The following is an 11,971-nucleotide window of genomic DNA, read 5'->3' as shown; positions in this document are numbered from 1 at the left end:
CCCGCACGCCGGCCTGCCGGCCGGCTATCAGTTCCTCGCAGGCCGCGGCGGCGGCCCACGCTGGTGAGCGACCGCGCGCCGACCCGTTCGACAACCGCGACCTGGCCGCCCTGGCCGAGCGGCATCAGGCGTGCTGCGTCGCTGCCCGGGTACTGCCGGAATCGGGCCGGATCTTGAACCAGATCGAATACATCGCCGGCAGGAACACCAGCGTCAGGATCGTGCCGGCCAGGGTGCCGCCGATCAGCGTATAGGCCAGCGTGCCCCAGAACACCGAATGCGTGAGCGGGATGAACGCCAGAATCGCCGCCAGCGCGGTCAGGATCACCGGGCGCGCACGCTGCACGGTGGCTTCCACCAGCGCATGGAACGGGTCCAGCCCTTCGGCCTCGTTGTGATGGATCTGCCCGATCAGGATCAGCGTGTTGCGCATCAAAATGCCCGACAACGCAATCAGGCCCACCAGCGCATTGATGCCGAAGGGTTGCTGGAACAGGATCAGGGTCGGCACCACGCCGATCAGGCCGAGCGGGCTGGTCAGAAACACCATCACCATCGCCGAGATCGAACGCACCTGCAGGATGATGATCAGCAAGGTGGCCGCCAGCATGATCGGGAACAGCGGCAGCATCGCAGTGGTTGCCTTGCCGGATTCCTCGATCGAACCGGCCTCCTTGATCTGGTAACCGCTGGGCAATGTGTCGATGATCGGCTGCAGTTGCCTGGTGATCGCCGCCGAGACATCCGGCGGCTGCAGCTGCTCGTCGACATCGCCGCCCACGGTGATCGTCGGTACGCGATCGCGGCGGCGCAGGATCGGCTCTTCCATCCGCACATCCACCTTGCCCACCTGCGACAACGGCACGCGCTGGCCATTGGCACCGGCCAGGGTGAAGTCAGCGATGCGTGCTGGATCGAAGCGCGTGTCGCCGGCCGAACGCGCCATCACCTGCACGCTGCGGATATCCTCGCGCACCAGCGTGACCGGCACGCCGCTGAGCAGGAATTGCAGTTGCTGCGCCACCGCGGTCGAGGTCAGCCCCACCGCCTGCAGGCGGTCCTGGTCCAGGGTGAAATGCAGCGTGGGCGTGCGCGTGCCCCAGTCGGTGTTGACGGTGCGCAGCATCGGGCTGTCCTGCATGACCTGCTTGACCTGCGCGGCAATGCCACGCACCACCTGCGGGTCGGCGCCGCTGACCCGGTAGGCCACCGGAAACTGCGAGTACGGGCCGAAGGTGAGTTGGGTCACGCGTACGCGCGCTTCGGGGGCCAGGCCTTCGGCAACGGCCTTGCGCATGCGCAGCTTCAACGCGTCGCGCTCGTGCTGGTTGTCGGTGCGCACCACGATCTTGGCGAACGACGGATCCGGCAACTCCGGGCCCATCGCCAGGAAGAAGCGCGGCGCGCCCTGGCCGATATACGCGGTGACAATCTTCGCTTCGTCCTGTTTGGCCAGCCAGGCTTCCAGCTTGGCCGTGGCCGCACTGGTCTGGGTGATCGAGCTGCCGTACGGCAGTTGCACTTCGACCAGCACTTCAGGGCGATCGGAGATCGGGAAGAACTGCTTCTTGACGATGCCCATGCCCAGGATCGCAAGCACGAACAGGCCCACCACCGAGCCGGCCACCAACCACTTGCGCGCGATGACGCGTGCCAGCGCATTGCGGAAGCGGTTGTAGCGCGGCGTGTCGTACATCGCGGCGTGGCCACCTTCGATCTTCTTCAGATCCGGCAGCATCTTGACGCCCAGATAAGGCGTGAACACCACTGCCACCACCCATGAGACGATCAGCGCGATCCCCACGATCCAGAACATGTTGCTGGTGTATTCGCCGGCAGTGGAGGCGGCAAACCCATTCGGCATGAAGCCGACCGCGGTCACCAGCGTGCCGGACAGCATCGGCGCGGCGGTGTGGCTCCACGCATAGGCCGATGCGGCGACGCGGCTATAGCCTTCCTCCATCTTCACCACCATCATCTCGATCGCGATGATGGCGTCGTCCACCAGCAATCCCAGCGCCAGGATCAACGACCCCAGCGTGATGCGGTCGAAGTTCTTGCCGGTGGCCAGCATCACCACGAACACCGCCGCCAGCGTCAGCGGCACCGCGGCCGCCACCACGATACCCACGCGCCAGCCCATGCTGACGAAGCACACCAGCATCACCACCAGCAGTGCGACGAAGAACTTGGTCATGAACTCGCCCACCGACGCGTCGATGTTGACCGCCTGGTCGGTGACCTTGCTCAGGGTCATGCCCAGCGGCAGCTCGGCATTGATTGCGCTGACTTCGCTGTCCAGCGACTTGCCCAGATCCAGCCCGTTCCAGCCATCGCGCATGATGATGCCCAGCAGCAACGCCGGCTCGCCGCCACTGCGGATCATGAAGGTGGACGGATCTTCGTAGCCGCGTTTGACCGTGGCGATGTCCGACAGTTTCAGGGTGCGGCCCTGCACCACCAGTGGGGTGTCGCGGATCTTCTGCAGGCTGTCGAGCGCGCCGTCCAGGCGAATGAACACCTGCGGCCCGCGCGTTTCCACCGAACCTGCCGCATTCAAGGCGTTCTGTGCATTGAGCGCGGCAAACACCTCCTGCGGACCGACGCCCAGCGTGGCCAGGCGCTCGTGCGAAAACTCGACAAAGATGCGCTCGGGCTGTTCGCCGATGATGTTGACCTTCTTGACGCCCGGCACGTGCAACATGCGCTGGCGCAGGCTTTCCGCATCGCGCGCAAGCAAACGTTGTGGCTCGCCCTTGGCCTTGAGCGCGAACAGCGCGAAGGTGACGTCGGCATATTCGTCGTTGACCATCGGCCCGATCACACCGGCCGGCAGGTTGCCGACTTCGTCGCCCACCTTCTTGCGCGCCTGATAGAACTGCTCCTGCACCTGGCTGGGTGGCGTGCTGTCCAGCAAGGTCAAGGTCGTGAACGCAAGCCCGGGGCGCGTATAGGTTTCGCTGCGGTCGTACCAGCGCAGCTCCTGCAGGCGCTTTTCGAGTTTCTCGGCGACCTGGTCCTGCATTTCCTGCGGCGTGGCGCCGGGCCAGGCGGTCACGATGGTCATGACCTTGACGGTGAAGGCCGGGTCTTCGGCACGGCCAAGCTTGAGGAAGGCGACCAGGCCGGCCAGCGAAATCAGGACGATCAGAAACAGCGTGATCGAGCGCTCGCGCACCGCCAGCGCGGAAAGATTAAACCGGCCTTCGCTCACGGCTGCGCTCCTGCCGCGGCCGCGGCCTTGGCGCCGGTCGTGGCGCCGGCGGCAGGCGCAATCGTGTTGACCACCCGCACCTGCTCGCCGTCGCGCAACAGGTGCGCGCCCAGCGCCACGATGCGCTCACCGCGCGCCAGCTTGCCGGCGACCGTGGCGTGGTCGTCGTCCAGGCCCAGCACCGTCACCGGCCGCCAGCGCACCTTGGCCGGATTGCCGGCAATCACCCACACGCCCGGCCCCTTGCCGGCATCGAACAACGCGGCCAGCGGCACCTGCAGCCCGGCCTGCGTGCCGGCGGCCGTGCCATCGGCAATGCGCAGGCTGACCGTGGTGCCCAGCGGCGCATCGCCCAGTGCGCCATCGAGCACGTAACGTGCCTCGAAGGTGCGGGTCAGCCGGTCGGCGCTTTCGGACAGCTGGCGCAAGGTCGCCGGCACGGTGACAGCGGCATTGCCGAACAAGGTGGCCTGCGCCACCGAGCCGACCTGCGGGCGCAAGGTTTCCGGCAACTGGATCACCGCCTCACGGCGGCCGGCATGCGCCAGCCGCACCACCGGCTGCCCGGCTGCGACGACCTGGCCCGGTTCGACCAGCGTCTCCATCACCACGCCATCGGCGTCGGCCAGCAGGTCGGTATAGCGGTTGGCGTTGCGCGCTACTTCGGCCTGCGCCTGGGCGGCGCTTAGCTGCGCCCTGGCGGAGTCGGCGGCGGCCTTGATCTGGTCGTAGGCCGAGGCGGAAATGGCGCCGGTGCCGCGCAGATCGCGGTAGCGCGCTTCATCCTCACCCGCCTGCTGGGCGCGTGCCTGCGCGGCCGCCACCGCGTCCTGCTGCGCCCGCGCAGCGAGCTTGAGGTCGACCGGGTCGATCCGCAGCAGCGGCTGGCCACGCTTCACGCGCTGGCCGGCATCGACCAAGCGCTCCTGCACCTTGCCGGCGACCCGGAACCCCAGGTCGCTCTGCACCCGGGCCGCGACCGTGCCGGAGAAGCTGCGTGCCGCTGCACCGGCGTCTTCGACGATCGCCACACGCACCAGCGGGGCCTCGGTACGCGGGTCGGAAGGGGGCGCCTTGCCGCAGGCGATCAATGCCAGCGGCAGCACACAGAAAGCGGCAGAGGTAACGAGGCGCCGAAGCATGGCAAATCCAGGAGCGAGCTGATGAAGGCTCGCATCCTGAGACTTGTGACTAGATCAGTCAATAGTCACAAACGAATTTAGGGCGACAGGCTGCGCAACACCAGGCTCGACAACAGCACCGGCACCTCGTCGGCCTGCTCCAGGCTGTGCTGCAGCAGCAGCGGGTTCATGTAAGGGCGCAGCACCATGTAAATCGCCTGCGTGGCCTCGTCCAATGGCGTCTTGCGCTCGAAATCGCCACTTTGCCGGCCTTGCTGCAGCACATCCTGCAGCAGTGTCTGGATGCGCACTTCATAGGCGCGGACTGATTGCCAGCGCTCGGTGGCCGCCGAGGTGGCGATCTCGTACAGCTTGCGATCCTGGAAGAACAGCCGGAGGCTCGCCTCGATCATCACCTTGAAAAGCCTGCGTAATTTCTCCGGCGGCTGCTCCGTCTCGTCGACCGCGGCACGCACCTCGGTCTCGATCTCGCGCAGGCAGTTGCTGCAGATCATCTCGCCGATGGCCTGCTTGGATTCGAAGAACTTGTAGATATAGGCCTTGGAGAACCCGATCGCCTTGGCCAGGTCCGAGACGGCGGTCTTCTCGTAGCCGTAGCGGCTGAAATGCTCGGTGGCCGCAATCACGATCTGATCGCGCACGTCATGGTCGGCCGGGCCGCGGCCCGAAACCGGATAGCTGGATGTCTTGCTCATGCCGCCAGCTTAGCGCCCCAGCGCCCGACATACAAAAGTGACCATTTCGTATTATAGTCACGCTTCATTCCTGCCTGCCTGGTCTGCCATGCCCCCGTTCCGCCCTGTTGCCGTGCTTGTCGTTGCCAGCCTTGCCACGGGCTGCGCAGTCGGTCCGACCTACACCCGCCCCGCAGCGCCCCTGCCAGACAGTTACGCGGGCCAGGCGGCGGTCGAAGTGCGCCCGGCAGCGCGACCGGCCGAGCTTTCGACCTGGTGGACCGGATTCGACGACGCGGACCTGAGCCGCTACGTCACCCAGGCGCTGGCGCAGAACCTGGACTTGGCCCAGGCCACCGCGCGCGTCACCCAGGCCCGCGCCGGCCTGACCGCCGCCACTGCCGCGCTGCTGCCCTCGGGCAACATCAGCGGCAACGCGACCCGCGCCTACCAGTCGCTGGAAACGCCGCTCGGCCAGGTGCTCAACAGCACGCCCAACTTCGACCGCTACGCCAGCACCTACGAAGCCAACCTGGGCGCGAGCTGGGAGCTGGATCTGTTCGGCGGCCTGCGTCGCGGACGTCAGGCCGCACTGGCCGACTACCAGGCCAGCGAAGCCGGCGCCGCCGCCACCCGCCTGGCGGTGGCGGCGCAGACTGCCGATATCTACATCAGCATCCGCGGCCTGCAGGCACGGCTGGAGGTGGCGCAGCGCCAGGTCGCCACCCAGCAGGGCCTGCTGTCGATGGTGACGCTGCTGCACGGAAAGGGGCTCGCGCCCGAGTTGCAGCTGCACCAGGCGCAAGGCGCGCTGGCACAGGCGCAGGCCTCGGTGCCCGGCATCGAAAGCGGCCTGGTCGCGGCGATGAACGCCCTGGACGTGATGCTGGGTGTGCCGCCAGGCACGCACCGCGCGGAACTGGCCGCCACCAAACCGATTCCGCTTGCACCGCGGATCGCCGAGACGGGCACGCCCGGCGACCTGCTGCGCCGCCGCCCCGATCTGATCGCGGCCGAACGCAGGCTGGCAGCGTCGAACGCGCGCATCGGCGTGGCGATGGCCGAGTACTACCCCAAATTCTCGCTCAGCGGACTGCTCGGCAGCGCCACCGCGATCTCCGGCGCCAACCTGTTCACCGGCGATGCCAGCCAGTCGGCCGGCGTGCTGGGCCTGCGCTGGCGGCTGTTCGACTTCGGCCGCATCAATGCGCAGATCGCCCAGGCCAAGGGCCAGGAAGCCGAGCAGCTGGCGGCGTATCGCCAGGCGGTCCTGCGCGCCACCGAGGACGTCGAAAATGCATTCACCGCACTGGTCAAACGCGAGCAACAAGCCAGCGTGCTCGCGCAAGGCGTGGACGCACTGGGCAAGGCGCGTACCGCGTCGGCGCTGGCCTACGAAAAGGGCGTGGTCAGCCTGATCGAAGTGTTGAATGCCGACGAGCAGTTGCTGCGCGCATCCGATGCGCAGGTGCAGGCGCGCACGGATGCCGCGCGCAGTGCAGTGGCCACTTTCAGGGCACTGGGTGGCGGCTGGCAATCCAGCGCCGCCGACGCGGTTGCGCTGCAGCAGCAGTCACCGCGCTGACGTCAACACGGACAGGATTGCGACCGGGCGCCCGCTGCGGCGATTGCATCGCATCGGTGGGCGCTCATTGCCCACCGAGGTCTAGGCCGACCCTATGCATCTGCCCGGTGACAACCCCATGTGCGTTGCACGATGTAGATGCGGATGACGACTGCGCGTCGCCTTGCATGCCGCGAACGTACGCACCCGGCCAGACCGCATCGATGTTGCTGCTGTCGCGTCATTGACGCGATGCCAGCCGCAGGTAAGCGACGCAGCGAAACAGTCTGCACGCGCTGCGCGGTGGCATCGCGCAACGCAGCGGCGCTTCAATGCGCGTGGAAGCGAATGCCTTGGTCGATCGCGCACTGATACGCCAGCAACGGCCCGCGTTGCTGCAGGCTTGGCAGGTCGTACATGTAGGTGGTGAGTCGCACGCGATTGTCCGCGCCCACCTGATAGCGCTGGAACTGCTGGAATGGCTTGCCGTCGCTGCTGGCAGCAATGAACTGGGTATCGGAAAACGCCAGGGTGCCATCGGCGGTCAACCGGTACGCATCGATGCGCACACCGCCGCGGCTCTGGCTGGATGCGGTGCCCGCCTCCGCCGTGCAGCGCGACAGATCCACCGACACCGCCACCGCGCGTCCCGCCTCCAGCGCAGCGATCAAGCTGGCCTGGCTACGTAACGATTCAGTGGCAAACGCGGGCACCGCCACGATGCACAGCGCGGCAGCAACGAGTGACAAACCTGGATGTGACGGCATGCGGGTTTCCTCGAGAGAGTGGAATAAGTGGCGGTCAAGTGCATTGCAGGACGCGCGGGCGCTGGAGCGATTACGACGGCTGCAGGCTGCACTGCGCGCGCTGGCGCTACTGCAGACCGCAGTCGTCACGGGGCAACGCGCTCAATCGGCGTGGAAGCGGATGCCTTGATTGATCGTGCATTGATACGCCAGCACCGGCCCGCGTTGCTGCAGACCCGGCAGGTCGTACATGTAGGTGGTGAAACGCACGCTGCCATCCGGGCGCAGCTGGTAGCGCATGAACTGCTGGATCGGCTTGCCGTCGTTGGCCACGGTGAAGTGCGAACCGGAGAACGCGGCAGTGCCGTCCTCGGTGATGCGGTACGCATCGATATGGCGGCCGCCGCGGGTCTGCGTGACCGGCGTGCCTTCTTCGGGTGTGCAGCGGCCCAGATCGGTGGTCAGGCTGACGTCGTAACCGGATTCCAGGGCTGCGAGCACTTCCGCACGGGTATTGAGCGATTCACTGGCCCAGGCGGGCAGCGCGCAGGCGCACAGCGTGGCGAGCAAGGCAGCGGGAGCAAGACGGGGCATGGCGAACTCCAGGATGGGGAAAGGAAGCGACCTGGACTGTAATCAGCCCAGGGCCGTCAACATGACCCAGTCCTGTCTGCAGCGGCGCACTGCGCTACGCATCACGCGGCATGATTGCGCTGTTTGGCGAAGTCCGCGCGCGATTGCGCCGTGTGGGCTATGCCTGCGCGCGCAGAGGCTGTTTGTTGCGTGGTCGGGCGCTTCTATCGCCAGAAAAAAAGCCGAAGGAATGTCGGCAGACGGCAGACGGGCATTACGCAAGCATCTGATGCACGCACAAAAAGATGCTGCAACCGGCACGCGTCGACCGGAAGCAACTTTTTCAAAGCGGCATCATCCAACCCCACGGGGCTGCGCACATACCCTCATCCGGCGCTGGCGTGCCACCTTCTCCCGATGGGAGAAGGGTTCAAGATGCGGGGTGATGAGGCACTCGATGAGAGAAGGCTCAAACCCGCACTCGTCAAAGCTTCAACTTGATACAACCATCAAGAAGCTGCAATACAAATCCACCCCACTACAAACGCGCATTGACCTCGCGCGGCACCTGTTCCGGCTCCGGCTGTAACGCCGGCATTGCACCCAGCAACAGACGCTCGGCCAGGGCGCGCGTAGCCACGCGCAGCTCCGGCACGGCGGTGATTTCCCAATAGCGCCCGCGTAGCAGCGGGCCCACGCAATACAGCCCCGGCACGATCTGCCCGGTACCATCGCGCACGCGCAGTTGCGCATCGGTATCCACGCCCAGGCCCAGCGGATCGGCACGTAATAGCCCCGCCTCGCGCATGCCGGCGATCAACGGGTCGCTGGTGCGGTCGATATCGGTGTCCAATCCGGTGGCGCGGATCACCGCATCGTAATGATCGGTCTGCGCGTCGGCCGATCCCCGCGGGCGAATCACCGCCTCCACGCCATCGGGCACCCAACGCGCGCGCAGCAGGCGCGCTGCGACGATCTGCAGTTGCCCTGATTGCTGCAATTGCGCCAGCTGTTCCGCTGCGCCTGGCGCAACGCGGTGCCGCGCCACCTCCCAATACGGGCGCAGATGGCGCAGGAAACGCGCACGCTGCGGCAGCTCCAGCCGCTGCCACAGCGGTTGCAGATGCGGGCGCAAGGCATCCACCACGCGTCGCCAGTCGTCGACCACTGCACTCAGTTGCCGTACGCCGCGCAGCAGGCCACGCAGGTCAGCGTCCTTGAGTGCGCGCTGCAGATGCGGCGGCAACTCCAGCGCCGCGCCCGGCTGGCGCAGATGCGCCTGCGGCGCCAGGCCGCGTCGCGAGATCGCCAGCAGGCGGCCGCGATGCCCGCGCGTGTGCAGGGTCAATGCCACATCCACCATGGTCAGCCCGGTGCCGACGATCAGCACGTCGTCGTCCGGCGACAAGCGCGCCAGGGCATCGCCCTGCCACGGCCAGCCGATATAGCGCGGATGCACGCTCAGGCGCGGGCCGATGCCGGCCAACGCCTGCGGCTGCAGTGCGCCCACCGCCAGCACCACCCGATCGCTGTGGAAGGCATCGCCATTGGCCAGGAACACGCGAAAGCCCTTGCGCGCACGCTCCACCGCCACCGCTTCCTGCGACAGCCGCACGATCGACGCTTGCGCGCCACTGACCGCGGTATCCAGCTCGCTGCGCAGATAATCGCCATAGGCAAGACGCGGCAGGAATTCCAGTCGCCCGCTGTCGCCCAGATGCAGGGTATCGGCGAATGCACCTGGCGCCTGCGCGTCAATGCCCAGGTCCTTGGCACGTACGTTGAGCAGGTGCTCCGGCCGGGCGGCACCATAGGCGATGCCGCTGCCGAAGGTCTCGGTCACGCCGACCAGGGTGATGCGCACCTGCGCATCGGCCGTCTGCGCCAGCGCACGGACCAGCGCGGTGCCGCAGAAGCCGGCACCGATGACGGTGATATGGGTTTCCATGTGCAACTCCCACTGAATGACCCGCACGTTGTGCCCGCAGCGCGGCGCAAACGTGTAAACAAATGGTTAGCGGCGAGAAACCGAAAACGCATGAGCTGATCATGCTTGGTGATGAAGCTTGCGTTGCAAGCGGCGTGCGCACGGCATTGCACAAAGATGACAGCGCACGCGACCGCAGCCAGGCGCCGGTGCATGGCTCCCAACCTGGCTCGCAGCGCAGCGCTGCGCAACGCGATTTAGGGTGGCTGACAAAATGTATCGAGCAATCGCTCGGGGCGTGGGGACGGCTCAAAACCTGAGTGTACGAGTGGCACATGGCAATTCCGAGCACCGGCTGCGTGCGCCCGGGGATGAGCGCAGTAGATCGCCAGCCCGCTACGCGGTGGCCGGCACGTCGTTGGCAGGAGCGGTGGAAGTAGTGGAACGGACAGCAGACATCGCGATGCTGCGTTCAACACTGCAACGGCACCGAGCTCCGCGTCATGACCGAGCTGCTCGATAATGTCGGTTTCCGATCGAGTGTCCGCCATGTCCATTTCCGTAGCACCCACGCAAATCTCGCCGCGCAATCAACGCGTGCTGATCGCAGGCGGCAGCCGTGGCATCGGCCTGGCGATTGCCGACGCGTTCGTGCGCAACGGCGCGCAGGTCTCGCTGTGCGCACGCAATGCCGATGGCCTCGCGCAGGCCGCCCACGCGTTGGCGCCTCATGGAGCCCCGGTACACACCTTCGCCTGCGACCTGTCGGATGCTGCGCAAATCGAGGCTTATGTGGAGGCCGCAGCGCAGGCGCTGGATGGGCTGGACGTGGTGATCAACAATGCCTCCGGTTATGGACACGGCAACGACGATGCGAGCTGGCAAGCCGGTCTGGAAGTCGACCTGATGGCCGCAGTGCGCTGCAATCGCGCCGCACTGCCGCATCTGCGCAACAGCGCTGCGGCAGTGATCCTCAATATCAGCTCGATCAATGCGCAACGCCCCACACCGCGTGCGATCGCCTATTCCACCGCCAAGGCGGCGCTGAATTACTACACCACCACGCTGGCCGCCGAACTCGCCCGCGAGCGCATCCGCGTCAACGCGATTGCACCGGGCTCGATCGAATTCCCCGACGGGCTATGGGCCCGCCGCCGCGATCAAGAACCGGAGCTGTATGCCCGCATCCGCGACAGCATCCCGTTCGGGGGATTCGGACAGGTGCAGCACATCGCCGATGCGGCGTTGTTTCTTGCATCGCCACAAGCACGCTGGATCACCGGGCAGGTACTGGCGGTGGATGGCGGGCAGTCGTTGGGGGTGTGAGCGGGGATTTGTGCTGGCGCAGATGCCGATCCGCTGCGCGTGAACCTGTAGGAGCGTGCCTGCGCGCGATGAAGCTTTATCGGTAACGCCCCGTCGCGCGCAGGCACGCTCCTACGATACTGCGGCTTCTCGGCTCTGTCCGACTGCCTAGCGACGAGGCGGCAAGGCGGCATTAGCCAACCAACTCCGCAGCCTCGACGCTGTGCTCGCCACGCGCCGGTGCCAGCGCGGCGCTCACCATGGCGGCGGCGATGCGTTCGGCCGGGTTGATGCGGAACCGGCGTGGCAGCAGCGGGCCGAGCGCGCCCAGCACGAGGCTGCCGATGTGTTCGCCGGTGCGCCGCTGCTCGCGTTCGCCGCCGATCAGGCCCGGGCGCACGAAGGTGAGCGAGGGGAAGCCGACCGCGCGCAGGTCGCGTTCCAGTTCGCCCTTGACGCGGTTATAGAAGATGCGCGAGTGCGCATCGGCACCGGCCGCCGAATTCAGCACGAACACCGAGGTGCCCTGCGCGCAGGCGGCGCGTGCCAGCGCCATCGGGTAGTCGTGATCGATGCGATAGAACGCCTCGCGCGAGCCGGCCTGTTTCATCGTGCTGCCCAGGGCGCAGATGGCCGCTTCCATGCGCGGTGCGGTCCAGTGGTCCAGGCGCTCGAAATCGATCACCTGGTTGCGCAGCTTGGGATGGATCTGCGACAGCGGCCGGCGCGTGATCGCCACCACGCCGGTACAGCGCGCATCGGCCAGCAGTTGTTGCAAAACATGTCCACCGACCAGACCGGTGGCCCCTGCCAGCAGCACGTCCAT

At 66.6% G+C, this 11,971-nt stretch carries 9 protein-coding genes and 1 other RNA gene; 2 read left to right on the top strand and 8 right to left on the bottom strand.

Translation table 11 applies throughout. From position 1 onward, the window contains the following. Positions 1 to 124 precede the first annotated feature (124 nt). The 3 genes from ABQY74_RS02345 to ABQY74_RS02335 all read right to left on the bottom strand — a co-directional run bounded on the left by ABQY74_RS02345 (position 125) and on the right by ABQY74_RS02335 (position 5,051). The gene (locus tag ABQY74_RS02345) at positions 125 to 3,214 is read right to left on the bottom strand and encodes an efflux RND transporter permease subunit (protein ID WP_349793225.1); all 3,090 of its coding nucleotides are present in this window, start codon (positions 3,212 to 3,214) and stop codon (positions 125 to 127) included. Next, positions 3,211 to 4,356: an efflux RND transporter periplasmic adaptor subunit gene (locus tag ABQY74_RS02340; protein WP_104590975.1), complete on the bottom strand. Its 1,146-nt coding sequence runs from the start codon at positions 4,354 to 4,356 to the stop codon at positions 3,211 to 3,213. Before ABQY74_RS02340 ends, ABQY74_RS02345 begins: the two co-directional genes overlap by 4 nt. 77 nt (positions 4,357 to 4,433) lie before the next feature. Further along, positions 4,434 to 5,051: a TetR/AcrR family transcriptional regulator gene (locus ABQY74_RS02335; protein WP_184230361.1), complete on the bottom strand. Its 618-nt coding sequence runs from the start codon at positions 5,049 to 5,051 to the stop codon at positions 4,434 to 4,436. Between the two features lie 88 nt (positions 5,052 to 5,139). Between ABQY74_RS02335 and ABQY74_RS02330 the strand changes: the two genes are divergently transcribed. Beyond that, on the top strand, positions 5,140 to 6,615 hold the full coding sequence (locus tag ABQY74_RS02330) for a TolC family protein (RefSeq protein WP_349793222.1): 1,476 nt from the start codon (positions 5,140 to 5,142) through the stop codon (positions 6,613 to 6,615). A gap of 308 nt (positions 6,616 to 6,923) precedes the next feature. Here ABQY74_RS02330 and ABQY74_RS02325 read toward each other — a convergent pair whose 3' ends face one another. From ABQY74_RS02325 to ABQY74_RS02310, 4 genes are all read right to left on the bottom strand, one after another. Further along, positions 6,924 to 7,361 carry a VirK family protein gene (locus ABQY74_RS02325; RefSeq protein ID WP_349779803.1) on the bottom strand — a complete coding sequence of 146 codons (438 nt, stop codon included), beginning with the start codon at positions 7,359 to 7,361 and terminating at the stop codon, positions 6,924 to 6,926. A 141-nt stretch (positions 7,362 to 7,502) separates the two neighbouring features. Then, positions 7,503 to 7,934 (bottom strand): VirK family protein, encoded by a 432-nt coding sequence (locus ABQY74_RS02320; RefSeq protein ID WP_024938233.1) that lies wholly within the window; start codon positions 7,932 to 7,934, stop codon positions 7,503 to 7,505. A 517-nt stretch (positions 7,935 to 8,451) separates the two neighbouring features. Next, positions 8,452 to 9,861, bottom strand: a complete 1,410-nt coding sequence (locus tag ABQY74_RS02315) for an FAD/NAD(P)-binding protein (RefSeq protein WP_349793220.1) — start codon at positions 9,859 to 9,861, stop codon at positions 8,452 to 8,454. 243 nt (positions 9,862 to 10,104) lie between these two features. Beyond that, a non-coding RNA gene (locus ABQY74_RS02310) (sX9 sRNA) lies at positions 10,105 to 10,177 on the bottom strand. A gap of 212 nt (positions 10,178 to 10,389) precedes the next feature. On the opposite strand from ABQY74_RS02310, the gene ABQY74_RS02305 reads away from it, so the two are divergent. Further along, positions 10,390 to 11,166, top strand: a complete 777-nt coding sequence (locus tag ABQY74_RS02305; protein ID WP_349793218.1) for an SDR family NAD(P)-dependent oxidoreductase — start codon at positions 10,390 to 10,392, stop codon at positions 11,164 to 11,166. 172 nt (positions 11,167 to 11,338) lie between these two features. On the opposite strand, the gene ABQY74_RS02300 is transcribed toward ABQY74_RS02305, so the two are convergent. Then, entirely contained in the window at positions 11,339 to 11,971 is a 633-nt protein-coding gene (locus tag ABQY74_RS02300; protein WP_102250780.1) for an NAD(P)H-binding protein, read from the bottom strand.

Origin of the sequence: Xanthomonas sp. WHRI 7064 (assembly GCF_040202355.2) — a bacterium.
Taxonomy (GTDB): Bacteria; Pseudomonadota; Gammaproteobacteria; order Xanthomonadales; family Xanthomonadaceae; genus Xanthomonas; species Xanthomonas arboricola.
The sequence above is the reverse complement of the archived record's forward strand: the minus strand, read 5'-3'. Positions and strand labels throughout refer to the sequence as shown.

Excerpts from the sequence above, each read along its gene's own strand:
- ABQY74_RS02315 (WP_349793220.1), bottom strand. The coding sequence starts at position 9,861 with ATGGAAACCCATATCACCGTCATCGGTGCCGGCTTCTGCGGCACCGCG.
- ABQY74_RS02335 (WP_184230361.1), bottom strand. The coding sequence starts at position 5,051 with ATGAGCAAGACATCCAGCTATCCGGTTTCGGGCCGCGGCCCGGCCGAC.
- ABQY74_RS02305 (WP_349793218.1), top strand. The coding sequence starts at position 10,390 with ATGTCCATTTCCGTAGCACCCACGCAAATCTCGCCGCGCAATCAACGC.
- ABQY74_RS02320 (WP_024938233.1), bottom strand. The coding sequence starts at position 7,934 with ATGCCCCGTCTTGCTCCCGCTGCCTTGCTCGCCACGCTGTGCGCCTGC.
- ABQY74_RS02330 (WP_349793222.1), top strand. The coding sequence starts at position 5,140 with ATGCCCCCGTTCCGCCCTGTTGCCGTGCTTGTCGTTGCCAGCCTTGCC.
- ABQY74_RS02300 (WP_102250780.1), bottom strand. The coding sequence starts at position 11,971 with ATGGACGTGCTGCTGGCAGGGGCCACCGGTCTGGTCGGTGGACATGTT.
- ABQY74_RS02325 (WP_349779803.1), bottom strand. The coding sequence starts at position 7,361 with ATGCCGTCACATCCAGGTTTGTCACTCGTTGCTGCCGCGCTGTGCATC.
- ABQY74_RS02340 (WP_104590975.1), bottom strand. The coding sequence starts at position 4,356 with ATGCTTCGGCGCCTCGTTACCTCTGCCGCTTTCTGTGTGCTGCCGCTG.